This is a genomic window from Pseudomonas sp. SP16.1, assembly GCF_052682975.1.
In genome coordinates this window covers 1,984,517-2,006,730 of the sequence record NZ_JBQYFZ010000001.1, presented here as the reverse complement: position 1 = coordinate 2,006,730, position 22,214 = coordinate 1,984,517, and the positions used below count along the sequence as shown (strand labels likewise).

General features: G+C 66.9%; 25 protein-coding genes and 1 pseudogene. 15 read left to right on the top strand and 11 right to left on the bottom strand.

What is annotated here, in order from left to right; translation table 11 throughout:
• The first annotated feature begins 96 nt into the window (after positions 1–96).
• From ACUTAF_RS09760 to ACUTAF_RS09735, 6 genes are all read left to right on the top strand, one after another.
• Positions 97–1,323 (top strand): nitrous oxide reductase family maturation protein NosD, encoded by a 1,227-nt coding sequence (locus ACUTAF_RS09760; protein WP_445582427.1) that lies wholly within the window; start codon positions 97–99, stop codon positions 1,321–1,323.
• Positions 1,320–2,243, top strand: coding sequence for an ABC transporter ATP-binding protein (locus tag ACUTAF_RS09755; protein WP_445579758.1), 924 nt, complete (start codon positions 1,320–1,322; stop codon positions 2,241–2,243). The genes ACUTAF_RS09760 and ACUTAF_RS09755 overlap by 4 nt, the downstream gene beginning before the upstream one ends.
• The gene (locus tag ACUTAF_RS09750; protein ID WP_445579757.1) at positions 2,240–3,070 is read left to right on the top strand and encodes an ABC transporter permease; all 831 of its coding nucleotides are present in this window, start codon (positions 2,240–2,242) and stop codon (positions 3,068–3,070) included. Before ACUTAF_RS09755 ends, ACUTAF_RS09750 begins: the two co-directional genes overlap by 4 nt.
• A gap of 43 nt (positions 3,071–3,113) precedes the next feature.
• Positions 3,114–3,650, top strand: a complete 537-nt coding sequence (locus ACUTAF_RS09745; protein WP_445579756.1) for a nitrous oxide reductase accessory protein NosL — start codon at positions 3,114–3,116, stop codon at positions 3,648–3,650.
• A 57-nt stretch (positions 3,651–3,707) separates the two neighbouring features.
• The gene (gene tatA, locus ACUTAF_RS09740; RefSeq protein ID WP_445582426.1) at positions 3,708–3,881 is read left to right on the top strand and encodes a twin-arginine translocase TatA/TatE family subunit; all 174 of its coding nucleotides are present in this window, start codon (positions 3,708–3,710) and stop codon (positions 3,879–3,881) included.
• Between the two features lie 288 nt (positions 3,882–4,169).
• Entirely contained in the window at positions 4,170–4,913 is a 744-nt protein-coding gene (locus tag ACUTAF_RS09735) for an SDR family NAD(P)-dependent oxidoreductase (RefSeq protein ID WP_445579755.1), read from the top strand.
• 285 nt (positions 4,914–5,198) lie between these two features.
• On the opposite strand, the gene ACUTAF_RS09730 is transcribed toward ACUTAF_RS09735, so the two are convergent.
• Positions 5,199–5,513 carry a c-type cytochrome gene (locus tag ACUTAF_RS09730; RefSeq protein ID WP_445579754.1) on the bottom strand — a complete coding sequence of 105 codons (315 nt, stop codon included), beginning with the start codon at positions 5,511–5,513 and terminating at the stop codon, positions 5,199–5,201.
• A 272-nt stretch (positions 5,514–5,785) separates the two neighbouring features.
• On the opposite strand from ACUTAF_RS09730, the gene ACUTAF_RS09725 reads away from it, so the two are divergent.
• The 6 genes from ACUTAF_RS09725 (at position 5,786) to ACUTAF_RS09700 (ending at position 11,701) form a co-directional block, all read left to right on the top strand.
• Positions 5,786–6,565, top strand: coding sequence for a CbbQ/NirQ/NorQ/GpvN family protein (locus ACUTAF_RS09725; RefSeq protein WP_445582425.1), 780 nt, complete (start codon positions 5,786–5,788; stop codon positions 6,563–6,565).
• The gene (locus ACUTAF_RS09720) at positions 6,549–7,133 is read left to right on the top strand and encodes a cytochrome c oxidase subunit 3 (RefSeq protein ID WP_445579753.1); all 585 of its coding nucleotides are present in this window, start codon (positions 6,549–6,551) and stop codon (positions 7,131–7,133) included. The genes ACUTAF_RS09725 and ACUTAF_RS09720 overlap by 17 nt, the downstream gene beginning before the upstream one ends.
• 11 nt (positions 7,134–7,144) lie before the next feature.
• A complete protein-coding gene (locus ACUTAF_RS09715) occupies positions 7,145–7,399 on the top strand; it encodes a cytochrome C oxidase subunit IV family protein (RefSeq protein WP_445579752.1) in 255 nt (84 codons plus the stop codon).
• Between the two features lie 421 nt (positions 7,400–7,820).
• On the top strand, positions 7,821–8,261 hold the full coding sequence (locus tag ACUTAF_RS09710; protein WP_445579751.1) for a c-type cytochrome: 441 nt from the start codon (positions 7,821–7,823) through the stop codon (positions 8,259–8,261).
• Positions 8,262–8,264: 3 nt separating this feature from the next.
• Positions 8,265–9,686 (top strand): cbb3-type cytochrome c oxidase subunit I, encoded by a 1,422-nt coding sequence (locus ACUTAF_RS09705; RefSeq protein ID WP_445579750.1) that lies wholly within the window; start codon positions 8,265–8,267, stop codon positions 9,684–9,686.
• Positions 9,687–9,850: 164 nt separating this feature from the next.
• Positions 9,851–11,701: a nitric oxide reductase activation protein NorD gene (locus ACUTAF_RS09700; RefSeq protein WP_445579749.1), complete on the top strand. Its 1,851-nt coding sequence runs from the start codon at positions 9,851–9,853 to the stop codon at positions 11,699–11,701.
• Positions 11,702–11,836: 135 nt separating this feature from the next.
• On the opposite strand, the gene ACUTAF_RS09695 is transcribed toward ACUTAF_RS09700, so the two are convergent.
• From ACUTAF_RS09695 to ACUTAF_RS09685, 3 genes are all read right to left on the bottom strand, one after another.
• Positions 11,837–12,028, bottom strand: coding sequence for a DnrP protein (locus tag ACUTAF_RS09695; protein WP_445579748.1), 192 nt, complete (start codon positions 12,026–12,028; stop codon positions 11,837–11,839).
• A 13-nt stretch (positions 12,029–12,041) separates the two neighbouring features.
• The gene (locus tag ACUTAF_RS09690) at positions 12,042–12,725 is read right to left on the bottom strand and encodes a Crp/Fnr family transcriptional regulator (protein WP_445579747.1); all 684 of its coding nucleotides are present in this window, start codon (positions 12,723–12,725) and stop codon (positions 12,042–12,044) included.
• A gap of 115 nt (positions 12,726–12,840) precedes the next feature.
• Positions 12,841–13,017: a hypothetical protein gene (locus ACUTAF_RS09685; RefSeq protein ID WP_445579746.1), complete on the bottom strand. Its 177-nt coding sequence runs from the start codon at positions 13,015–13,017 to the stop codon at positions 12,841–12,843.
• 346 nt (positions 13,018–13,363) lie between these two features.
• On the opposite strand from ACUTAF_RS09685, the gene ACUTAF_RS09680 reads away from it, so the two are divergent.
• The 3 genes from ACUTAF_RS09680 to ACUTAF_RS09670 all read left to right on the top strand — a co-directional run bounded on the left by ACUTAF_RS09680 (position 13,364) and on the right by ACUTAF_RS09670 (position 16,371).
• Positions 13,364–15,385 carry a ribonucleoside triphosphate reductase gene (locus ACUTAF_RS09680; RefSeq protein WP_445579745.1) on the top strand — a complete coding sequence of 674 codons (2,022 nt, stop codon included), beginning with the start codon at positions 13,364–13,366 and terminating at the stop codon, positions 15,383–15,385.
• A gap of 29 nt (positions 15,386–15,414) precedes the next feature.
• Positions 15,415–15,564, top strand: coding sequence for an anaerobic ribonucleoside-triphosphate reductase (nrdD, locus tag ACUTAF_RS09675; protein ID WP_445579744.1), 150 nt, complete (start codon positions 15,415–15,417; stop codon positions 15,562–15,564).
• A gap of 69 nt (positions 15,565–15,633) precedes the next feature.
• Positions 15,634–16,371 (top strand): anaerobic ribonucleoside-triphosphate reductase activating protein, encoded by a 738-nt coding sequence (locus tag ACUTAF_RS09670; protein WP_445579743.1) that lies wholly within the window; start codon positions 15,634–15,636, stop codon positions 16,369–16,371.
• A 148-nt stretch (positions 16,372–16,519) separates the two neighbouring features.
• Here the strand turns inward: ACUTAF_RS09670 and ACUTAF_RS09665 are convergent.
• From ACUTAF_RS09665 to ACUTAF_RS09635, 7 genes and pseudogenes are all read right to left on the bottom strand, one after another.
• Positions 16,520–17,717, bottom strand: a pseudogene (locus ACUTAF_RS09665) (IS481 family transposase).
• Between the two features lie 126 nt (positions 17,718–17,843).
• Entirely contained in the window at positions 17,844–19,211 is a 1,368-nt protein-coding gene (locus ACUTAF_RS09660; protein WP_445579742.1) for a 4Fe-4S binding protein, read from the bottom strand.
• Complete coding sequence (locus ACUTAF_RS09655) at positions 19,208–20,038, bottom strand: FTR1 family iron permease (protein ID WP_445579741.1); 831 nt, start codon at positions 20,036–20,038, stop codon at positions 19,208–19,210. The genes ACUTAF_RS09660 and ACUTAF_RS09655 overlap by 4 nt, the downstream gene beginning before the upstream one ends.
• Before the next feature lie 9 nt (positions 20,039–20,047).
• On the bottom strand, positions 20,048–20,368 hold the full coding sequence (locus ACUTAF_RS09650; protein WP_445579740.1) for a cupredoxin domain-containing protein: 321 nt from the start codon (positions 20,366–20,368) through the stop codon (positions 20,048–20,050).
• 23 nt (positions 20,369–20,391) lie between these two features.
• Positions 20,392–20,925 carry an iron transporter gene (locus tag ACUTAF_RS09645; protein ID WP_445579739.1) on the bottom strand — a complete coding sequence of 178 codons (534 nt, stop codon included), beginning with the start codon at positions 20,923–20,925 and terminating at the stop codon, positions 20,392–20,394.
• A gap of 107 nt (positions 20,926–21,032) precedes the next feature.
• Complete coding sequence (locus tag ACUTAF_RS09640) at positions 21,033–21,731, bottom strand: RES family NAD+ phosphorylase (RefSeq protein ID WP_445579738.1); 699 nt, start codon at positions 21,729–21,731, stop codon at positions 21,033–21,035.
• The gene (locus ACUTAF_RS09635) at positions 21,725–22,129 is read right to left on the bottom strand and encodes an antitoxin Xre-like helix-turn-helix domain-containing protein (protein ID WP_445579737.1); all 405 of its coding nucleotides are present in this window, start codon (positions 22,127–22,129) and stop codon (positions 21,725–21,727) included. The genes ACUTAF_RS09640 and ACUTAF_RS09635 overlap by 7 nt, the downstream gene beginning before the upstream one ends.
• Positions 22,130–22,214: the final 85 nt, after the last annotated feature.

The window sequence follows — 22,214 nt, the reverse complement described above, 5'->3', positions numbered from 1 at the left end:
CCGATGCGGCTCGGGAACAAGGTAAGCGCAGTGTCCAGACTCAACAGCCCTGCATCGTTTCACGCCGCTGCGCTATGGCTGCTGCTCTGCTGCGGCATGGTCCAGGCCGCGCCGCAGCCCATCGCCGAGTTGCCGTTGCAGGCCGACGGCGAGGGCGGCTGGCGGCTGCCGGCGGGCGAGTACCTGGGTTCGTTCAGCATCGACCGGCCGCTGCAGATCCGCTGCGAGCCGGGCGCGGTGCTCGACGCCCAGGGGCAGGGCAACGCGCTGCTGATCGAGGCCGCGGATGTCGTCCTCGAAGGCTGCGCCCTGCGCAACTGGGGCCGCGACCTGACCGCCATGAACGCCGCCGTGTTTATCGGCAAAGAGGCTCATGGCGCGGTGATCAGGGACAACCGCCTGCAAGGTCCCGGCTTCGGCATCTGGGTGGACGGTACCCATGATGTCCGCCTGATCGGCAACGCCATCCAGGGCGACCCAAGCGTGCGTTCCCAGGACCGCGGCAACGGCATCCACCTGTACGCCGCGCGCGGTGCCCAGGTGATCGGCAACCGGGTGCGCGACACCCGCGACGGCATCTACATCGACACCACCAACGGCGGCCGTCTCGAAGGCAACACCCTGGAGGACCTGCGCTACGGCATCCATTACATGTTCTCCAACGACAACCAGGTGATCGGCAACCTGACGCGGCGCACCCGCACCGGCTACGCGCTGATGCAGAGCCGCAAGCTGAGGGTGATCGGCAACCGTTCGGAGCAGGACGAGAACTACGGCATCCTGATGAACTACATCACCTATTCCACGCTGCACGACAACCTCGTCAGCGAGGTGCGCAGCGGGGCAACCGGCGACAGCATGATTGCCGGCGCCGAGGGCAAGGCGCTGTTCATCTACAACTCGCTGTTCAACAGCATCGAGCACAATCATTTCCAGGGCAGCGCCCTGGGCATCCACCTGACCGCCGGCTCCGAGGACAACCGCATCGTCGGCAACGCCTTCGTCGACAACCGGCAGCAGGTCAAGTACGTCGCCAGCCGTACCCAGGAGTGGTCGGTGGACGGCCGCGGCAACTACTGGAGCGACTACCTGGGCTGGGACCGCAACGACGACGGCCTGGGCGACGTGGCCTACGAACCCAACGACAACGTCGACCGCCTGCTCTGGTTGTATCCGCAGGTTCGCCTGCTGATGCACAGCCCCGGTATCGAGCTGCTGCGCTGGGTGCAACGGGCGTTTCCGGTGATGAAGTCGCCGGGCGTACAGGACAGCCATCCGCTCATGCAACTCCCCACCCGCGATCTGCTGGAGGCCGCGCCATGAATGCCGTCGAAATCAGGGGCGTAAGCCAGCGTTATGGCCGCATGACCGTGCTGCATGGCCTCGACCTGACGCTCGGCGAAGGCGAGGTGCTGGGCCTGTTCGGGCATAATGGCGCCGGCAAGACCACGACCATGAAGCTCATCCTCGGCCTGCTCAGGGCCAGCGAAGGGCAGGTCAGCGTGCTCGGCCGTTCGCCGAACGCGCCGCAGGTGCGCCGCCAGCTCGGCTACCTGCCGGAGAACGTCACCTTCTACCCGCAGCTCAGCGGTCGCGAGACCCTGCGCCATTTCGCCCGGCTCAAGGGTGCGCCGCTTGGCCAGGTCGACGAGCTGCTGGAACAGGTCGGCCTCTTCGACGCGGCGGACCGGCGGGTGAAGACCTACTCCAAGGGCATGCGCCAGCGTCTCGGCCTGGCCCAGGCGCTGCTGGGCCAGCCGCGCCTGCTGCTGCTGGACGAACCGACGGTGGGGCTGGACCCCATCGCCACCCAGGACCTGTATCGGCTGATCGACCATCTGCGCCAGCAGGGCACCAGCATCATCCTCTGCTCCCATGTGCTGCCGGGGGTCGAGGCGCATATCAACCGCGCGGCGATACTCGCCCACGGCCGCCTGCAGGCGGTCGGCAGCCTGGCCAGCCTGCGCGAGGAGGCCGGTCTGCCGGCGCTGATCCGCGCCAGCGGCCTGAAGCACAGCCGGCAACTGATCCAGCGCTGGACCGCCGCTGGCCATGCGGCGCGCGCGCTGGGCGAGGGCGCGGTGGAGGTGGTCGCGGTCAACGGCCACAAGCTCGGCTTGCTGCGCCATCTGCTGGGCGAGGCCGAGGCGCAGGACATCGATATCCACCAGCCGTCGCTGGAGGACCTGTACCGCTACTACATGGAGCGGGCGGGGGAACGCAACGTGGAGGCCACAGCATGAATCAGGTCTGGAACATCGCCCGCAAGGAACTCAGCGATGGCCTGCGCAATCGCTGGTTGCTGGCCATCAGCCTGTTGTTCGCCGTGCTGGCGGTGGGTATCGCCTGGCTCGGCGCCGCGGCGTCCGGCCAGGTGGGCTTCACCTCGATTCCGGCGACCATTGCCAGCCTGGCCAGCCTGGCCACCTTCCTGGTACCGCTGATCGCGCTGCTGCTGGCCTACGACGCCATAGTCGGCGAGGACGAGGGCGGTACCCTGATGCTGCTGCTGACCTATCCGCTGGGGCGCGGGCAGATGCTGCTCGGCAAGTTCGTCGGCCACGGCCTGATCCTGGCGCTGGCAACCCTGATCGGCTTCGGCTGCGCGGCGCTGGCCATCGCCCTGTTGGTCGACAACATCGAACTGGGGTTGCTGGCCTGGGCCTTCGGCCGCTTCATGCTGTCCTCGACCCTGCTCGGCTGGGTGTTCCTCGCCCTGGCCTACATCCTCAGCGCCAAGGCCGGGGAAAAGTCCAGCGCCGCCGGGCTGGCCCTGGGCCTGTGGTTTCTCTTCGTGCTGGTGTTCGACCTGGCCTTGCTTGCGCTGCTGGTGCTCAGCGAAGGCCAGTTCAACCCGCAGCTGCTGCCCTGGCTGCTGCTGCTCAACCCGGCCGACGTGTATCGGCTGATCAACCTGTCCGGCTTCGAGGGCAGCGGCAACCCCGCCGGGGTCATGGCGCTGGCCGGCGACCTGCCGGTGGCCGCATCGGTGCTGTGGCTGTGCCTGCTGCTGTGGGTCGGCGTGCCGCTGTTGCTGGCTTACGCAGTGTTCCGGCGTCGCGCGATATGAGCGCTTGTGCAAGGGGCGCTATGCCCGTCAAGGAGAAACATCGATGAACCTTAGCTATCCCAGGGCCATGCGAGCCCTGCCCGCGCTGCTGCTGGGCCTGCTGCTGACGGCCTGCGGCGAGGCCGAACAACAGGCCCAGGCGCTGGCCCCGACGGCCTTCCATCCGGGTGATGAATGCCACGTGTGCGGCATGCTCATCGTCGATTTCCCCGGCCCCAAGGGCCAGGCCGTGGAGTCGGGCGGGGTGAAGAAGTTCTGTTCCACCGCGGAGATGATCGGCTGGTGGCTGCAGCCGGAGAATCGCCACCTGCAGGCCAGGCTGTACGTCCACGACATGGGCCGCAGCGTCTGGGACCAGCCCGACGACGAGCATCTGGTCGAGGCGAGCAGTGCCTACTACGTCGCCGGCACCCGGCTCAAGGGCGCCATGGGCGTGGTGCTGGCGTCCTTCGCCGACGAGCAGGCGGCGCACGCACTGGCCGCCCGCGAAGGCGGGCGGGTACTGCGCTTCGAGGAGATCGACCTGGACGTTCTGCAACTGGGCGCCGGCGTCAGCGACTACCAGCATGCCGGACACTGAACGGCGGGCATCGAATCAACCGTAAGGGCCTCGGGCCCGGCGCTTAGGAGAGAAACCATCATGGCTATCGGTATCTGGCAACTGCTGATCCTGCTGCTGATCGCGGTGCTGCTGTTCGGCAGCAAACGTCTGCGCACCCTGGGCGCGGACCTGGGCGGGGCGATCGGCGGCTTTCGCAAGTCGCTGCGCGACAGCGAGTCCGCGGACGTCGCCAAGCGGCACGTCGAATAACCCAGCACCCGCGACCGGCCGTAGGGTGCGCCGCGTGCACCACTGCTCCGTCACCTCGCCGAGCGCGGTCCGCGCGCGAAAGCTGATTGCGATCAAGTTCTAGCGGCTGCCCTTGCCTGTAGAAATATCCCTGGCCGCTGCGCATACATCCGCCGCGCAGAGGTGCCGAGCGTGCGCGACAGCGTTGCGTATGGCGCGAGCAAGCTCGCCGGCGCGCGAAACCCGGCCGTCGTTTCCGCGGAAAGGCGGCCCTGCCGCCCGGCGCTGGCCGGGCAACGGAGAGTGACGATGAAAAGCGAATTCCAGGATCGCCTGGCGGTGGTCACCGGTGCCAGCTCCGGCATCGGCCTGGCCCTATGCGCGGCCCTGCTGCAACGCGGCGCGAGGGTTCTGGCGATGTCGCGCAGCCCCGGCGGCTTGCCGGCGCTGCACGAGACCTACTCCTCGCGCCTGCTCTGGCTGGGTGGCGACGTGACCCGCAGCGAGGACCTGCAGGCCCTCGGCCGGCGCGCCGCGCAGATCGGCCCGGTCGACTACCTGGTGCCCAATGCCGGGATCGCCGAGCTGGCCGACAGCCTCGATCTGGCCGCCTTCGACCGCCAGTGGGCGGTCAATGGCGCCGGTGCGCTGAACACCCTGGCGGCGCTGCGTGGCGAGCTGGCCAGGCCGGCTTCGGTGGTGTTCGTCAGCAGCTTCCTGACCCGCTCGAGCTTTCCCGGGCTGGCCGCCTATATTGCCAGCAAGGCGGCGCTGTCCGCGCAGGCACGCACCCTGGCGGTGGAACTGGCGACGCTGGGGGTGCGCATCAACCTGGTGTCGCCGGGGCCGACCGCCACCGCGATCTGGGGCAGCCTGGGGCTCAGCGACGAGGAGCTGGAGCAGGTGGCCGAAGGCGTCACCCGACGCCTGCTGCCCGGCCGCTTCCTCGATGCCGCGTCCGTCGCCAGCGTCATCCTCTTCCAGCTGTCCCAGGGCGCGCGCGGCGTCTACGGCCAGGACTGGGTGGTGGACAACGGCTATACGCTGAGCTGACCCTAGGGTGCGCCGTGCGCACCGGCAATCCGCTTGTCAGCGGTACGCACGGCGCAACCCTGCGTAGGGTGCGCCGCGCGAACCAGAGCCATTACCGGCGTACAGACCGGCCAGCGCTACTTGAACAACGACTCGTGGCGAGATGGCTTGCGGGCAGGCCGGGCGTCGCTCGGATTCGCCCATGGGGACTCGCCCGACGATCCGAGCCGCCGGGGCGCCAATGAAAGGGAGGAGGGGACATCGATGCCGTTGCCGCATGGCCCGGCGCCGATGTCCGCCTGGGCGTTACTGAAGGGACAGCACCCATTCGGCGAGGATCTTCGCCTCTTCGTCGGTCACCGGGTTGGGCGGCATCGGCATGGCACCCCAGTTGCCCTGGGTGCCGTTCTTGATGTGGCCGGCCAGCAACTCGACCGCGCCCTCGCTGCCGGCGTACTTGGCCGCCACTTCCTTCAGCGCGGGGCCGACCATCTTCATGTCGACGTTGTGGCAGGCCGCGCAGGGTTTGCTCTTGAACAGGGCTTCGGCGTCCTGTGCCATGGCCGGTTGCAGGCTCAGCGCAGCGCCCAGGGCGAGCAAGGGGATCAGGCGTTTTGTCATGGGTATTTCCTCAGGGCTGATGGGGGCATGGCGCGCCTCCCGTTGGACGCCGTACCGGCGCTACGCCGATCGATGGCTTGCCCGCGAACGAGAAGGCGCCTGACGCAGGGCATCCTAAACAGGCCCATCGGCGATGCGCTTGACCGCAATCAAGAGATGCCGACGCGCGCCTTGAGCGCGGCGGCGCGTCGCGGGTAGCGTGCAGCCATGAGTCACGCAGCGATGAGGTAATGCCTGTGAATGCGCCGGAGAAATCCTTCGAAACGCTCCGCCTGGCGGACGCGCCGTTCTACCAACCCCAGGGCAACGAGCAGGTGCTGTTCGAGCAGGCCTGGCAGCACGGCATGCCGGTGCTGATCAAGGGGCCGACCGGCTGCGGCAAGACCCGCTTCGTCCAGCACATGGCGCACCGCCTGGGGCTGCCGCTGTACACCGTGGCCTGCCATGACGATCTGTCCGCCGCCGATCTGGTCGGCCGCCACCTGATTGGCGCCCAGGGCACCTGGTGGCAGGACGGGCCGCTGACCCGGGCCGTGCGCGAGGGCGGCATCTGCTACCTCGACGAGGTGGTCGAGGCGCGCCAGGACACCGCGGTGGTGCTCCACCCGCTGGCTGACGACCGCCGCGAGCTGTACCTGGAGCGCACCGGCGAGGTGCTGCGCGCGCCGCCTGGCTTCATGCTGGTGGTGTCCTACAACCCGGGGTACCAGAACCTGCTCAAGGGCATGAAACCGAGCACGCGCCAGCGCTTCGTCGCCCTGCGCTTCGACTACCCGGCGCCAGCCGAGGAGGAGCGCATCGTCGCCCGCGAGGCGCAAGTGGATGCCGGGCTGGCGGCCCAGGTGGTCAAGCTCGGCCAGGCCTTGCGCCGGCTGGAGCAGCACGACCTGGAGGAAGTCGCCTCGACCCGCCTGCTGATCTTCACCGCACGCATGATCCGCTCCGGCATGAGCCCGCGCGAAGCTTGCCTGGCCTGCCTGGCCGAGCCGCTGTCGGACGATGCGCAGACGGTGGCGGCGCTGATGGACGTGGTCGATGTCCATTTCGCCTGAGGCACTCGCGGAAGGTCGGCGCCTGCCCGGCGACCTGGCCATGTGGTTCTTCATCCTCGCCGAGCTGTCGCTGTTCGCCATCCTGATCCTCGCCTTCGGCGTGACCCAGTTGCTGCTTCCCGAGCAGTTCGCCGCCAGCCGCCAGCTGCTGGATACCTCCACCGGCCTGGCACTGACCCTCAGCCTGCTGACCTCGGGGCTGTTCGCCGCGCTGGCACTGCAGCAGGTGCGCCAGGCCCGCCAGGGATTCGCCGCGCTGGCGCTGCTGGCGGCGCTGCTTTCGGCCGGCGTCTACGTCTGGCTCAAGCTTGGCGAATACGCCCACCTGGCCGGCCAGGGCCTGGGGCTGGAATACAACACCTTCTTCACCCTGTACTGGCTGCTCACCGGTTTCCACTTCCTCCACGTGCTGCTGGGGATGGCGATCCTCGCCTGGATGGCCGAGCGCTGTCGGCGCCGCGCCTATGGCCCCGGCAACTACAGCGCGCCGGAGTCCGGCGTGCTCTATTGGCATATGGTCGATCTGGTCTGGGTGCTGCTGTTCCCGCTGGTCTACGTGCTCAACTGAGGGAAGCTGCGATGACTTCGTCGAAACTGCTGCTCTGCTACTGGCTGGGGCTGGCGGCGCTGTCGCTGGTCACCGTGCTGCTCGGCAACGCCGGGTCGACCCTGCTGCTGGTCGGCGGCGTGCTGCTGGCGGCGCTGGGCAAGGCCTGGCTGATCGCCGACGGCTTCATGGAGCTGCGCCACGCCCCGCGCCTGTGGCGCGGCCTGCTGCTGGCCTGGCCGCTGAGCATGGCGCTGGGCATCCTGCTGACCCTGCCGGGCTATTGAACCGGCGAGGGTCAAGCTCGCCGCGCCGGTAGGAGCCGCGCCCCGCGGCCAATGGGCCGCTGCCGGCGGCTGACAAGCTTCGCCCCGGGGCGGGGTACCCACAAGCAGCGCGGTGGACGTCATGGGAGAAGGCCACCGCCGCAACCTCCGCTAATCGCCATTCCAACCCTAGGCTCCATTGTCGTTTCGCCGATCGCCATGGTGGGTTACGGCGCCGGCCGACCAGGTGGCGAGTCATGGCTGCGAGACGGGCGTCTAACCCACGAATCCTCGAGACCAGTCCCGGCACGGCGCTGCCCAGGCCTTTTCCTACGCCGCTGAATACCCGATCAACCCGATAGGTTTCTTTCTTGATTGCCATCAAGCGGATTTCGATAAGGCGCTTCCTAGAATGGCCATGCCTAGCAAAGAGGAAGCGACCATGTCAGAGACCTTCACCAAGGGCATGGCCAGGAACATCTACTTCGGGGGAAGCGTGTTCTTCTTCCTGGTGTTCCTGGCCTTGACCTACCACACAGAGCAGACCTTTCCAGAACGCAGTAACGAGTCGGAACTGAGCGAGTCGGTGGCGCGCGGCAAATTGGTCTGGGAGCAGAACAACTGCATCGGCTGCCACAGTCTGCTGGGCGAGGGGGCCTACTTCGCCCCCGAGCTGGGCAACGTGTTCGAGCGCCGCGGCGGGGACGCCTCCTTCGCACCCTTCCTGCATGCCTGGATGAAGGCGCAGCCGCTGGGTGTGCCGGGGCGTCGGGCGATGCCGCAATTCAACCTGAGCGAGCAGGAAGTGGACGATATGGCCGAGTTCCTCAAGTGGACCTCGAAGATCGACACCAACGACTGGCCGCCAAACAAGGAGGGCTGAGAGATGACCATCATGAACCCGCATCTCAAGTTCCAATCGCAGGCCGTGGCCAAACCCTACTTCGTGTTCGCCCTGATGCTGTTCGTCGGGCAGATCCTGTTCGGTCTGATCATGGGGCTGCAGTACGTGGTGGGCGACTTCCTGTTCCCGCTGATTCCCTTCAACGTGGCGAGGATGGTGCACACCAACCTGCTGATCGTCTGGCTGCTGTTCGGCTTCATGGGCGCGGCCTATTACCTGGTGCCGGAAGAGGCCGACCGCGAGCTGTACAGCCCGAAGCTGGCGATCGTCCTGTTCTGGGTGTTCGCCAGCGCCGGCGTGCTGACCATCCTCGGCTACCTGCTGGTGCCCTACGCAGGGCTGGCCAGGCTGACCGGCAACGAGCTGCTGCCGACCATGGGGCGTGAGTTCCTCGAGCAGCCGACCATCACCAAGATCGGCATCGTGGTGGTCGCCCTGGGCTTTCTCTTCAACATCGGCATGACCCTGCTCAAGGGCCGCAAGACCACCATCAGCATGGTGATGATGACCGGCCTGATCGGCCTGGCGGTGTTCTTCCTGTTCTCCTTCTACAACCCGGAGAACCTGGCGCGCGACAAGTATTACTGGTGGTTCGTCGTGCACCTGTGGGTGGAAGGCGTGTGGGAGCTGATCATGGGCTCGATGCTGGCCTTCGTGCTGATCAAGATCACCGGCGTCGACCGCGAAGTGATCGAGAAATGGCTCTACGTGATCATCGCCATGGCCCTGATCACCGGCATCCTCGGCACCGGCCACCACTTCTTCTGGATCGGTGCGCCCGAGGTCTGGCTGTGGGTCGGCTCGATCTTCTCGGCGATGGAGCCGGTGCCGTTCTTCGCCATGGTGCTGTTCGCCTTCAACATGGTCAGCCGGCGTCGCCGCGAGCACCCCAACCGCGCCGCCTCGCTGTGGGCCATGGGCACCACCGTCACCGCCTTCCTCGGTGCCGGCGTGTGGGGCTTCCTGCACACCCTGGCGCCGGTGAACTACTACACCCACGGCTCGCAACTGACTGCTGCGCACGGTCACCTGGCGTTCTACGGCGCCTACGCGATGATCGTGATGACCATGATCAGCTACGCCATGCCGCGTCTGCGCGGGCTCGGCGAGGCACCGGACGCGCGGGCGCAGACCGTCGAGATCTGGGGCTTCTGGCTGATGACCCTGTCGATGGTGGCGATCACCCTGTTCCTCACCGCCGCCGGTGTGGTGCAGGTCTGGTTGCAGCGCATGCCGGCCGACGGCGCGGCCCTGTCGTTCATGAGCACCGTCGACCAGCTGGCCGTGTTCTTCTGGTTGCGCCTGATCGCCGGGGTGTTCTTCCTGGTCGGCCTGGTCTGCTACCTGTACAGCTTCAGGCAGCGTGGCCGGGTAACGGTGGCTGCCGCTACCGCCGCGGCCTGAGACGGATGAAAAGCGACTGAAACGACGGCCCGGCTGCTACAGCGGGCCGTTTTGCATTCCAGGGCCGTAGGGTGCGCCGTGTGCACCAAGACGTTTGCAGCCGGATCTGCTGCGCATGGCCCACCCTACGGGACTGCCCCATTGGGATTAAAGAGGTGAGGCAAATGGCCTTTAGCGTCGAAGTGGAAGAGTGGGTGGGCAGCGTCTGGCACCGCTTCATCACTCGTCACGCCAGCCCGGACTTTCCCGAGGCGCGCATCGAGCTGAGCAACATGCAGCGCCCGCTGGCCCTACTGTTCCGCGCCCTGGGCGGCGCCAGCGGAGTCGCCGTGGAAGCCGCCGGCGCCCGCGACCTGGTGCTGCGGCGCAACCTGCTGCAACAGGTCGCCGGCACCTGCCAGCAACTGCCGGTGGCCTGGTGCGACGCCAGCAACCTGCGCCTGCCGCCGAGCCTGGCGGTGTATCCCGAGGCCGAGCTGAACCGCGAGCTGTACCGCTGGCTGGCGCTGCTCGCGGCCCAGGCCGGGCCGATGCGTCACTGGGCGCGCGACAACCAGCGCTGGACCCAGGAGCTGCTGCAGCGCTACCCGGCGCTGCGCCCGCGCTACCGGCGCCTGGTCGATGCCCTGCTGCCGCTGCGCCCGGACCCGCGCCAGCTGGGCAAGGACGAGGCGGCGTTGGAGGCGGCGCTGTGTCAGGCCCTGCGCGAGCCGGGCAGTGTCGCCCAGTTCCCGCGCAGCGAACGCGCGCCCTGGCCGCTGCCGCTGTGGCTGTACCCGGCGGAAAACCTCGGTGAGCCCCAGGCCAGCGCCTTGGCCGATGAGGACGAGGAGGGCGAGGGCAATCGGCCGGCGCCGGGCGCCGAGCCGCAGATCGTGCGCAAGCGCGCCAAGCGGATCGAGGAAAGCACCGGCAAGGGCGGGTTGCTGCTGTTTCGCCTGGAAAACCTGTTCAGCTGGTCCGAGCATATCGACCTGGATCGCTGCGGCGACGACAGCGAGGACCTGGACGCCGCCCGGGTCGCCGAGGATCTCGACGAACTGGCCCTGTCGCGCCAGCGTCGTCGCCAAGGCGGCGGGCTCAAGCTGCACCTGGACCTGCCGCCGGCGGATGTCGATGACATTCCGCTGGGCGAGGGCATCAAGCTGCCGGAGTGGGACTACCGCAAGCAGTGCCTGCAGGAGGGCTTCGTCAACCTGCAGCTGATGCTGCCGCGCGGAGCCGAGGCGCAGCCGTTGCCGCCGCGTCTGGCGCCCCTGGCGCGGCGCCTGCGCCGTCAGTTCGAACACCTGCGCAACGACCGCCAGTGGCTGCGCCAGCAAGCCCAGGGCGCGGAGCTGGACCTGCAGGCCTGGTTGGATTTCCACGTCGAGCGCCAGCAGGGCCAGTGCGCCGAGCGTGGGCTGTTCATGGAGCAGCGGCCCAGCCGCCGCGATCTGGCCTGCCTGCTGCTGGCCGACCTGTCGATGTCCACCGAGGCGCACCTGGACGATCAGCACCGGGTCATCGACGTGATCGGCGACAGCCTGCTGCTGTTCGGCGAGGCGCTGTCGGCGCTGGGCGACGACTTCGCCCTGTACGGCTTCTCCTCGCTGCGCCGCCAGCAGGTGCGCCTGCAGGAGCTCAAGCGCTTCCAGCAGCGCTACGACGACCGCATCCGCGGACGCATCCAGGCGCTCAGGCCCGGCTACTACACGCGCATGGGCGCGGCGATCCGCCAGTCCACCCGGCTGCTCGGCACCTGCAAGCAGCGGCGCAAGCTGTTGTTGCTGGTGACCGACGGCAAGCCCAACGACCTGGACCTCTACGAGGGCCGTTACGGCGTCGAAGACACCCGCCAGGCGGTGCTGGAGGCGCGCCGGCAGGGCCTGTTGCCGTTCTGCATCACCATCGACCGCGAGGCCGGCGACTACCTGCCGTATATGTTCGGCGCCAACGGCTACACCCTGATCCGCCAGCCGCAACAGTTGCCGCTGCGTTTGCCGCAGCTGTATCGGCAGTTGACCCAGGCGTAGCCAGCCAGCAGCCAGCGGGCCGATTTGGCGCTTTGGTGCGCACAGAGCACCCTACGGATATCGTCGGTATCGGGGAGGGCGGGTAGGGTGCGCCATGCGCACCGATTGTCAGCAGAGGATCCTGGGGAGAGCTGCTCAGTCGATACTGCGCGGCAGCCACAGAATCATCGCCGCGCAGAACAGGCTCAGGCCGATGCAGAACCACAGGAAACGCCGTTGCCGGCGTTGGTCCGCGCCGTCGGCGAGGGCGGGCAGGGGCATGCCGCAGGTGCGGCATTCCGCCTCCCGAGGGGGATTGTCTTGCTGGCAATACAGGCACTTGGGCATGACGATTCCCTTCTCACTCGAACTCTTCCAGACGCTGCCGATCGAGCACGGTGATCTGGCGGCCGTCCTGGTCGATGATGCCTTCGTCCATCAGCCGGCGGATGATCCGCGAAAAGGTCTCCGGCTGGATCGACAGGTGCCCGGCGATCAGCTGCTTGGCCATCGGCAGCTCGAAGCTGTTGCCGCCGTCCGGCAGGCGGGCGAGCTGAGTGATCAGGTAGCGCACCACCCGGTGGGTGGCGTTCTTCAGCGACAGCGTCTCGATCTCGTTGACCCGCTGGTGCAGGCGCACGCACAGCTTGCCGAGCAGGGCGAAGGGCAGCCGGGCGTTGCTCTGCAACAGGCGCATATAGGTGCTGTTGGACAAGCGGTAGACCTGCGAGGGGCCGACCGCCTCGGCCGAGGCCACGTAGTTGGGGGTATCCATCAGCATCATCGCCTCGGCGAAGGTCTGCCGGTTGCCGATCACCTCGAATACCTTTTCCTGGCCGTCCGGGGTCACGCGGTAGATCTTCACCGCGCCGGAAATCACGAAATAGAACGAGTGCGCCGGCTCGCCCTGGCGGAACAGCGGCTCGCCCTTGTCGATATTGAGCAGCTGGCTGGTGGCCATCAGCTCGTCCAGCTGCTCCTCGTTCAAGGGTTCGAACAGGTGGTGGCTGCGGAGGATCTGGTGGTGTACGCGATGAAGCACCATGGGGACATTCCTGTGGCAATGAAGTGGGCGCGGGTCGCCGGAACAATGCGCATCAGCCTAGCCCATCGGGCCAGGGTGGCGCAGTTCGGCCGGCGCGGCGAGGGACTGCGGCGCTTCAGCACTGGCCGCCGTGCATCGCCGGCAGCGGCGCGCTCGAGCCCGGCTGGTAAGCAGGCATTAGGGCCTGGGCGTAGATGGTCCCGCTGACCAGGCTCAGGGAAAAGGCGCTGGCCAGCGCCAGAACCGAGGTCAGCAGCAGGTACCAGGCCAAGGGTTGAATGAGGTTCTTCATCGCGGCTCCAGGGCATCGGCTAGGGCTGGGTAGTTGGACGTTTGCCACGGGTGCGAGCAAAGCCAAATGAGGTCGAACAGGCTTGAGCAATCCCTGTGCCATCCCTAATACGCTGATATACAAGGCTTTATCCGCCTTTCGGGTGAGAAATACCTGGTTCCGTCAGGGTGATTTCTACCTGGATCGGGTCATTTATACCGCTTCGGGTTCGCCCGGCCTCGCGCCGCGAACGCTCGCCGGCGATTCTTGACCGGAGTCAATCCTGGAGCGGGTTTTCTCGCGTAACTTCCACTGCATATTGTGTTTCGGCGAGATGAAACACCCATATGTAGTGCAAGGAGGTGACATGCCCAGTTCCGTATCAGGCGGCTATCCGCAGCAGGTGTGCAAGCGCGACGGTAGCGTCGTTCCATTCGATCTCGGCAAGATCCGCGATGCCATCGCCGCGGCCGGGCAGGCCTGCGGCGAGTTCGATCCGACCCTGGCGGGGCAGCTGGCCGACGCGGTGCTGGCGCGCCTGCTCGATCTGCCCGACCTGCATATCGAGCAGGTGCAGGACCGCGTCGAGCGGGTGCTGATGGAAGCCGGCTACTACGCTACCGCCCGCGCCTATATCGTCTATCGCGAGCAGCATGGCCGCCTGCGCCGTGACCGCAAGACCCTGGTGGACGTGGCCGCGTCGATGAACGAGTACCTCTCGCGCGAGGACTGGCGGGTGCAGGCCAACGCCAACCAGGGCTATTCCCTGGGCGGGCTGATCCTCAACGTGGCCGGCAAGGTCACCGCCAACTACTGGCTGGACGAGGTCTACAGCGCCGATATCGGCTGGGCTCATCGCGAGGCCGACCTGCATATCCACGACCTCGACATGCTCGCCGGCTACTGCGCCGGCTGGTCGCTGCGCACCCTGCTGCATGAAGGCCTCAACGGCGTGCCGGGACGGGTCGAGGCGGGGCCGCCCAAGCACCTGTCCAGTGCCCTGGGGCAGATGGTCAACTTCCTCGGCACCCTGCAAAACGAATGGGCCGGCGCCCAGGCGTTCAGCTCCTTCGACACCTACCTGGCGCCCTACGTGCGCAAGGACAACCTGAGCTACGCCCAGGTGCGCCAGTCGCTGCAGGAGTTCATCTACAACCTCAACGTGCCGTCGCGCTGGGGCACCCAGACCCCCTTCACCAACCTGACCTTCGACTGGGTCTGCCCGGAGGACCTGCGCGAGCAGGTGCCGGTGATCGGCGGGGTGGAGATGCCATTCTGCTACGGCGAGCTGCAGGCGGAGATGGAACTGATCAACCGCGCCTACATCGAGGTGATGATGGCCGGCGACGCCAAGGGCCGGGTGTTCACCTTCCCGATCCCGACCTACAACATCACCCACGACTTCCCCTGGGACAGCGACAACGCCACACGCCTGTTCGACATGACCGCGCGCTACGGCCTGCCGTACTTCCAGAACTTCCTCAACTCGGACATGCAGCCCAACCAGGTGCGCTCGATGTGCTGCCGCCTGCAGCTGGACGTGCGCGAGCTGCTCAAGCGCGGCAACGGCCTGTTCGGCTCGGCCGAGCAGACCGGCTCGCTCGGCGTGGTGACCATCAACTGCGCGCGCCTGGGCTATCTCTATCGCCACGACCTGGCCGGCCTGCTGCTGCGCCTGGACGAGCTGCTGCGCATGGCCTACGAGAGCCTGGAGGTCAAGCGCAAGGTGATCCAGCACCATATGGATGCCGGCCTCTACCCCTACACCAAGCGCTACCTCGGCACGCTGCGCAACCACTTCTCCACCATCGGCGTGAACGGCCTGCACGAGATGCTGCGCAACTTCTCCGGCGATCGCGAGGGGCTGCACACCGAGGCCGGCCGGCAGCTGGCGCTGCGGGTGCTGGACCACGTGCGCGAGCGCCTGGTGCAGTTCCAGGAGCAGAGCGGCCACCTGTACAACCTGGAGGCCACCCCGGCCGAGGGCACCACCTACCGCTTCGCCAAGGAGGATCAGAAGCGCTTCCCCGGCATCATCCAGGCCGGCACGCCGCAGGCGCCGTACTACACCAATTCCTCGCAGCTGCCGGTGGGCTTCACCGACGATCCCTTCGAGGCGCTGGCACTGCAGGACGAGCTGCAGTGCAAGTACACCGGCGGCACCGTGCTGCACCTGTACATGGCCGAGCGGATCTCCTCGGCGCAGGCCTGCAAGCAGCTGGTGCGCACCGCGCTCAGTCGCTTCCGCCTGCCGTACCTGACCATCACCCCGACCTTCTCCATCTGCCCGGTACACGGCTACCTGGCAGGCGAACACGAGTTCTGTCCCAAGTGCGACGAGGCCTTGCTGCACAAGCAGCAGTGCTGCGGCGCCTGCGGCGGAGCCTGAACCCACCCCCAACAGCAAGGAGCAACACCATGAATGCAACCGTGCAACTTCCCGAAGCCCAGCGTCAGCGCTGCGAGGTCTGGACCCGCGTGATGGGCTACCACCGCCCGGTAGCGGCCTTCAACCCGGGCAAGCAGTCCGAGCATCGCGAGCGCCAGCATTTCGCCGAGCCGCGCTGATCCTTCCACCAGGCCCGGATCGCATAGCGCGATCCGGGCTTCGTCCTGTCCGCCGCCGGAGTCACCGCCATGTCCAGTTCCTGTTCGTCGTCCCTTCAGCGTCACGCCTCGCACAGCCCACTGCGCATCGGCGGCTTGCAGCCGCTGACGACCCTCGATTACCCGGATCACCTGGCCTGCGTGCTGTTCTGCCAGGGCTGCGCCTGGCGCTGCCGCTACTGCCACAACCCCGAATTGATCCGCCGCCGCGGCCCCAGCGAATGGAGCTGGAACAAGGTGCTGGGCTTCCTCCAGCAGCGCCAGGGGCTGCTGCAGGCCGTGGTGTTCTCCGGTGGCGAGGCGACCCTGCAGCCGGCGCTGCCGGCGGCCATGCGCCGCGTGCACGAACTGGGCTTCAAGGTCGGCCTGCACAGCGCCGGGATCAAGCCGGCCTCGTTCGGCCGAGCCCTGGCGCAGTGCGACTGGGTCGGCTTCGACGTCAAGGCGCTGGAGGAAGAGACCGCGCTGATCACCGGCGTCAGCGGCAGCGGTCAGGCCAACTGGCGCAGCCTGGAGCTGCTGCTCGACAGCGGCGTGGCCTACGAATGCCGGACCACGGTGCATTGGCATCTGCTCGATTGCCAGCGCCTGCAGCGCCTGGGCGAACGCCTGGCCACGCTCGGCGTGCGGCACTTCGCCGTGCAACTGGCGCGGCCGCAGCAGATGCTCGATTCCCAGCTCGGCGCCGCGCCCACCCCGGCCGAGGCCGGCCAGCTATGGCCCTATTTCGAGCAGCTGTTCGAGCGCTTCGAGCTGCGCGCGGTCTGAGAAAAACCGCAGTACGCGGTCTGTAGGGGGCGCGGGGCCGCCCAGGACATGCGCACCAAGTTCGTGGAAATGTGCGCGGTCCCGTGGTGCGAGCGGTGCACCCTACGTTACGCCTGCCAATAACGGTCCCGTAGGGTGCGCCATGTGTTCAGCCGGGGGACATGGTAAACACCTGTCGGGAGACATGGGTAACAGGTTGATGATCATGTTGCCCGTTGCCTCAGGTCTATCTGACGTAGCGCTTTGCGGATGAAAACCACATCGTAGACGCCATCTTCGGCGGTGGGGCGGATGGCGACCCTCTCCCCGTACAAACCGCCGCTGACGAAGACGTTGAGTCCTTTGAAATACACCTGCCCGGTCCGACGTACTTTCACTACGTGATCTCCCGGTTCGTACTCGATTGTTGGCAGTTGTTCCGGGTAGCTACGTGGGCTGGGCCGATAGCGTTCTATGGGCGGCCGTTGGTCCAGCGCTTCGTGCGGACGGTAGTGGTTGTATTCGTCTCGCCACCGGTTCATCGCCCGCTGACAGTGCTGCAAGTCGCTGAACGAGCGATGCAGCACTTCACGTTTCAGTGTCTGGTGGAAGCGCTCCAGCTTGCCCTGAGTCTGCGGGTGATGAGGCCGGCTATGGCTGACCTCGATCCCCAAGCGCATCAGCCAAACCTCCAGCGTGGATAGTCCACCGGCGATATTCGAGCCCCAGGGCGGTCCGTTGTCGGCGGTTATGCGCAGCGGCAAGCCGTATTGGCGAAAGACATCGATCAGATGCGGTTTGACCAGCTCCAGCCGCTCTCCCTCGCAGGCTTGCAGGCAGAGAGAAAAGCGCGAGTGGTCGTCCAACAGTGTCAGGGGATGACAGCGAGACGAACGGCGATCGTTGAGGGGAAGGTGACCCTTGAAGTCGATCTGCCAGAGGTCGTTCGGGTTTGGATGCTCGAAACGGTGGCTAGCCGGCGGTTGCGTCTGTTCGTTGTGGTAGAGGACGCGACAATCGTGGCGCTTGAGGATCGCATCGATCGTGCTGTGATGGGGCGGAGCAATATCCGCAGCCAGCAACAAGCTTCGCAGCTTGCGAGCCCCCCAGTAGGGGTAGCGGTGATGCAATTGCACCACCGTTTGCTCCAACGTCGGATCGCTGCGCCCTGGGCTGCTCAAGGGACGTCGGGAGCGATCCTGCAAACCGGCATCGCCGTGCTCACGGTACCGAGCCAGCCATTTGTACCCCGTCCTGGGACTGATGCCATAGCGCCGACAAAGCTCCCGCACATTACTTTCGGGCTGCCCCGCCAGCAGAACAAACTCACGTTTTATCGACATAGTGCTGCGCTCCGGCCACGGCATCACTCGATCTCCCGATTCGATGAACGCCGTAAGCCTAAATGCGTTACCTATGTCTCCCGACACCCGTTACCTATGTCCCCCGGCTGAACACCATGCGCACCAAACCATCGAAAGGCAGACGATCTGCTACCAGCCCCAGAACTGCAGCCACCAGCAATAACCCAGCAGGGTGTTGGCCAGCAGCAAGCCGCTTATCGGTGACAGTCGCTGCCGGGCTGGCAGCCGTTGGCAGACGCGCCAGCCCAGCCACAGGCTCCACGCACCGGCCAGAAGCAGCAGCGCGGCCCTGGCCTGGTTCACCCAGAGCAGTTGCAGCCCCTCGTAGCGCAGCAGTTTCACCGTGGTCGAGGACAGCCCGAGGAACAATCCGGCCGCCCCGCTCGGCACCAGGCACAGCGCCAGATGCCGCACGAAGCTGCGCGACTGCCCGGCCAGGGCGCCGCCGGCGATCAGCGACAGGTGCAGCGCGCCGCCCAGCAGCAGGGCGCCTGCGCCCAGGTAGAGGCAGATGCTCAGACCATCCAGCCAGGTGAAGGCGTCGTTGAGCTGCGGGTAATGGGTCAGCAGCCACCAGGGCGCATCGGCCTGCAGCGGCCAGAGTTGTCCGTGCACCACCAGCCATTCGGCCAGGCGCTGTTTGAGGGCGATGAACCAGGGGCTGATCGTCCACTGGAAGGCGCCGGTGGCCAGGCCGATGACCCCGTACAGCAGCAGAACGACGTCCCAGCGGTTGTCCGGGGTGTTGCCGAAACGGACGATTTCCTCGCAGCCGGAGCGGGCGATCAGGCGTACCGCGTCGCGCTGGCCGCTGCAGCGGCCGCAGGCGTGGCAGGCCGAGGCGCCGCACATGCGCCGGATATCCAGCAGTGGCGCGCAGTTGGGCGGCGGCAGATGTGGCGGGGCGTTTTCTCGCCAACGCTGCTCGTCGACGCGATAGTGCATCGGCGCCAGCTTGGCCAGCAGGGCGAACACGCCGCTGACCGGGCACAGGTAGCGGCACCACACGCGCTTGCCGCGCCCGTACAGCCAGCCGACCAGCATGGCCGCCAGGGTCGATCCGCCGAGGATCAGCAGCGCGGCCTGGGCATAGTCGTAGACGCTGATCAGCTGGCCATACAGGGTGGTTAGCAGAAAGCCCAGGGTCGGCCAGCCGCTCCAGCGCATCCAGCGCGGCACGCCACCGCCGCGGCCATGGCGGCTGGCCCATTCGCTGAGCGCGCCCTCGGGGCACAGCAGGCCGCACCACAGGCGGCCGAACAGCACCACCGAGAGCAGCACGAAAGGCCACCAGATGCCCCAGAACACGAACTGGGCGAACAGGGTCAGGTCGCTCAGGATGCGCGCCTGGCTATCCGGCAGAGGCAGGAAAGCGGGAATCACCAGCAGCACGGCATAGAACGCCACCACCGCCCACTGTAGCCGGCGAATCAGGCCGGCGTGCCGGCGCAGAGCGTCGCCGAAGGCGCTTAGGCGACGATCCAGCACAGCCTTCATGGGCGAGCCCGGCTCGGCCGCCGCCAGCGCCAGGCCAGCAACCAGAAGCCGCCCAACAGCAACACCGCGGCGGCCGAGGGCATGGCCCGGTAGCCGGTGAGTCCGGCGATCAGCCCGCCCCAGCGCGAACCGTCGTCGAGCCAGGCGGTGCTGTCCCACAGCGGATCGCCCAGCCCGGCATAGAGCGCCTCGGGCAGTTCCAGGCCCATCAATTGGCCGCTGGCGCGATCCAGGGCATTCATCAGCATGGCGCCGCCGAGCAGAAGCAGCAGCACCTCGCTGACGGCGAAGAAGCGGCGCCAGTCCAGCAGCCGGCTACCGAGCTGGAGCAGGCCGAAGCTGACCGCGCCCAGCGCCGCGCCTAGTAGGGCGCCGCCCAGCAGGTGCGCGACGTTGGCCGTGCCGCCGGTGCCATAGAGGAAGATGGCGATCTCGCTGCCCTCGCGGGCCACGGCCAGGGTAGCGAGCAGCGCCAGGGCGCTGCGCCGGCCCTGGGCCAGGGCCCGCTCGGCGCGGCTCTGAAGTTCGCTGCGCAGCTGGCGTCCGTTACGCGCCATCCAGATCACCATCTGCAGGATCAGCAGGCTGGCCAGGGCGCTCATGGCGGCCTGGAACCATTCGCCGGCCGCTCCGCTCATCCAGCCGCCGGCCACCACCATCAGGCCGGCCAGAAGCGCCGCCAGGGCTGCGCCTGCGGCGACGCCGCCCCACAGCAGCGGCAGATGGCGGCGGCCTTCGGCCTGGCGGTTCAGCCAGGCGTGCAGCAGACCGACCACCAGCAACGCCTCGACGCTCTCGCGCCAGACGATCAGCAGTGCCTGTTCCATTCGTTCTCCTTACTGCGCCTCGATATAGCCGCCGGGCAGGTCCAGGTGGAATTCGTCGAAGAAGCCGTAGCGGCCGGGCTTGAGCGGGTGGATCACCACGAACGAGCTGACGCCGGGGCCGAGCACCTTCTCCACCCGCAGCGGCAGGCTCTCGAATTCCACCGGCCCCTCGCCGCGGTTGTGCACGTTGATCTTGAAGCGCTGCCGCGCCGGCACCGTCAGGCTGGGCGGGGTGAAATGACCGTTGCGGATCTCCAGCTCGTAGCTGGGTAGCGGCGCGGCCGCGGCGGGCAGGGCCAGCGCGAGGCAGAGGGCGGGGAGGGTTCTCATGCGGCTCTCCTGCAGGTGGCGGCTTAGTAGCCGCCCTTCTTGCCGATGCCGGCATAGGTGAAGCTGTAGCTCAGCTCGCAGGGCTCGAACCAGGCGGCTACGCCGGTTTCCTTGTCGGTATGGCGACCGAAGGCATGGGTATGGCCGCCGGGCGGGGCCACGCGATAGGTCAGCCGGTACTGCCCGGGACCGTCCAGCTTGAGGTTGTCGCCATAGTGCGGCCCGTCGCTGGCGACCATGGCGTGGAAGTCGCCCTCGATCGCCTTGTCGCTACCGACCCGCTGCAGGCGGTAGGAAATGCTCAGATAGGGCACGAAGCTGCCCTCCTGGAAGCCGTGGCGGTTGTTCTCCAGGGCGCTGATATCCGCCTCCATGTGCACGTCGGATTCGGCCGCCGGGCGCATCATGCCCGGTGGGTCCATCTCGATCGGCTGCAGGTACACCGCACCGACCTCCATACCGGCGCATTGCTGGGGTTCGCCGATGGGGTATTCGCGGGCCGAGGCGAAGGGGGCGATGAGCAGGGCGGCGAGGGGAAGCAGGGACATTGGCTTCATGCTGCAAATTTCCATTCAAGGGACGATGGCGGCAGCTTAGGAAACCTAAAACCAATCAAGAATGATTATCGTCAATTTTTGACGAGAGAATCGCCACCGCCCGGCTGTCACCCGCCCGTGGTGGCGATCCGGTTTACGCTGACGATCCGGCCGCTCCAGATCATCTCGTAGTGCGCGGCCTGGATGATCGAGGTGACGGGGCGCGGGGTCAGCAGGGCCCAGCAGAGGTTGCCCGGCGAGCGCACGGAGTTGTAGCGCAGCCCGGGGCAGGCCGCGCGCCTGGCTGCGCTGCCGAGCTGGCGAGCGTGGCTGTAATCGTCGGGGTCGTGCACCGGGTCGGCCAGCGACAGCACCGAGGCGTCGCGCATGCCGGCGTCGGTGAAGCTGCAGGTCAGGCCCCTGAAGACGAAACGCTCGTAGTTCAGCGCCGGCACATGTGACCAGTAGAGCTGCTGGTGGTGGCGCACTTCGGCGATCGCCGTGTCCATCCGGTCGGCCAGGTAGAGCACGCCGAACGCGCCGTCGCTGAAGCGCGAGCCGTCCGGGTTGACGTGGGTGAAGGGGGCCGTGGCGTAGGAGCAGCCGGGAATGCCGAAGGGGATTTGCTCGCGGGGGATCAGCTCGAGCCGGCCGATCTCGTTCTGCAGCCGCGGATTGGTCATCTCCTGCAATTGATAGAGCACCTCGAAGTCCGCCGCGTCGGCCACGTCGTCGAACAGGGCGATGGGCGGAAACTTGGAGTTGACCAGACGGTAGGCCTGCAACTCCTCGCCGGCCAGCAGCGGCAGTTCTTGCAGCCTCACCACTGTGCGCCCCGCAGCGCGTCGATGCGCCTGAACGTCTCGTACAGCGAGATCATGTCGCCCTGGGCCATGATCTCCAGCGGCGCGCGGCCACTGAAGAACTCGTTGCGGTTTTCCATCGAGGGGAAGCCGTAGACGTTATCGGGATTGTCGAATATCAGGCGCAGGGCGGCATGGATGTTCAGCACCAGGCTGATGCGCTGCATCTGGTCGAAATCCAGGCCGACTGCCCACTGCGCATCGCCTTGCCTGGCCCGGGTGTAGGTGCTGCGCGAAATGCGCAGGATGCGGCAGGCCTGCTCGGAGGACGCCTTCCATTTGTCCAGCACCTTCAACGCGGCCCGCAGGCCGACCACGCACTGGCTCCTGGAGAAGCCCTGGGTTTGGATGGCTGCTGACATATCGGGTGCCTCATCTGTATCTGAAGATTCAAATCTAGCAATTATGCATCTATAGATCAAATCGCCATCCGTGTCGGGCCGCGGG

What these genes read in the sequence shown, in the direction of transcription:
- ACUTAF_RS09735 (WP_445579755.1), top strand. Translation starts at nt 4,170, where the DNA reads ATGAAAAGCGAATTCCAGGATCGCCTGGCGGTGGTCACCGGTGCCAGC.
- ACUTAF_RS09635 (WP_445579737.1), bottom strand. Translation starts at nt 22,129, where the DNA reads ATGTCAGCAGCCATCCAAACCCAGGGCTTCTCCAGGAGCCAGTGCGTG.
- ACUTAF_RS09680 (WP_445579745.1), top strand. Translation starts at nt 13,364, where the DNA reads ATGCCCAGTTCCGTATCAGGCGGCTATCCGCAGCAGGTGTGCAAGCGC.
- ACUTAF_RS09660 (WP_445579742.1), bottom strand. Translation starts at nt 19,211, where the DNA reads ATGAAGGCTGTGCTGGATCGTCGCCTAAGCGCCTTCGGCGACGCTCTG.
- ACUTAF_RS09720 (WP_445579753.1), top strand. Translation starts at nt 6,549, where the DNA reads ATGTCCATTTCGCCTGAGGCACTCGCGGAAGGTCGGCGCCTGCCCGGC.
- ACUTAF_RS09695 (WP_445579748.1), bottom strand. Translation starts at nt 12,028, where the DNA reads ATGCCCAAGTGCCTGTATTGCCAGCAAGACAATCCCCCTCGGGAGGCG.
- ACUTAF_RS09690 (WP_445579747.1), bottom strand. Translation starts at nt 12,725, where the DNA reads ATGGTGCTTCATCGCGTACACCACCAGATCCTCCGCAGCCACCACCTG.
- ACUTAF_RS09755 (WP_445579758.1), top strand. Translation starts at nt 1,320, where the DNA reads ATGAATGCCGTCGAAATCAGGGGCGTAAGCCAGCGTTATGGCCGCATG.
- ACUTAF_RS09750 (WP_445579757.1), top strand. Translation starts at nt 2,240, where the DNA reads ATGAATCAGGTCTGGAACATCGCCCGCAAGGAACTCAGCGATGGCCTG.
- ACUTAF_RS09705 (WP_445579750.1), top strand. Translation starts at nt 8,265, where the DNA reads ATGACCATCATGAACCCGCATCTCAAGTTCCAATCGCAGGCCGTGGCC.
- ACUTAF_RS09685 (WP_445579746.1), bottom strand. Translation starts at nt 13,017, where the DNA reads ATGAAGAACCTCATTCAACCCTTGGCCTGGTACCTGCTGCTGACCTCG.
- ACUTAF_RS09745 (WP_445579756.1), top strand. Translation starts at nt 3,114, where the DNA reads ATGAACCTTAGCTATCCCAGGGCCATGCGAGCCCTGCCCGCGCTGCTG.
- ACUTAF_RS09710 (WP_445579751.1), top strand. Translation starts at nt 7,821, where the DNA reads ATGTCAGAGACCTTCACCAAGGGCATGGCCAGGAACATCTACTTCGGG.
- ACUTAF_RS09650 (WP_445579740.1), bottom strand. Translation starts at nt 20,368, where the DNA reads ATGAGAACCCTCCCCGCCCTCTGCCTCGCGCTGGCCCTGCCCGCCGCG.
- ACUTAF_RS09715 (WP_445579752.1), top strand. Translation starts at nt 7,145, where the DNA reads ATGACTTCGTCGAAACTGCTGCTCTGCTACTGGCTGGGGCTGGCGGCG.
- ACUTAF_RS09670 (WP_445579743.1), top strand. Translation starts at nt 15,634, where the DNA reads ATGTCCAGTTCCTGTTCGTCGTCCCTTCAGCGTCACGCCTCGCACAGC.
- nrdD (WP_445579744.1), top strand. Translation starts at nt 15,415, where the DNA reads ATGAATGCAACCGTGCAACTTCCCGAAGCCCAGCGTCAGCGCTGCGAG.
- ACUTAF_RS09645 (WP_445579739.1), bottom strand. Translation starts at nt 20,925, where the DNA reads ATGAAGCCAATGTCCCTGCTTCCCCTCGCCGCCCTGCTCATCGCCCCC.
- ACUTAF_RS09700 (WP_445579749.1), top strand. Translation starts at nt 9,851, where the DNA reads ATGGCCTTTAGCGTCGAAGTGGAAGAGTGGGTGGGCAGCGTCTGGCAC.
- ACUTAF_RS09730 (WP_445579754.1), bottom strand. Translation starts at nt 5,513, where the DNA reads ATGACAAAACGCCTGATCCCCTTGCTCGCCCTGGGCGCTGCGCTGAGC.
- ACUTAF_RS09655 (WP_445579741.1), bottom strand. Translation starts at nt 20,038, where the DNA reads ATGGAACAGGCACTGCTGATCGTCTGGCGCGAGAGCGTCGAGGCGTTG.
- ACUTAF_RS09760 (WP_445582427.1), top strand. Translation starts at nt 97, where the DNA reads ATGGTCCAGGCCGCGCCGCAGCCCATCGCCGAGTTGCCGTTGCAGGCC.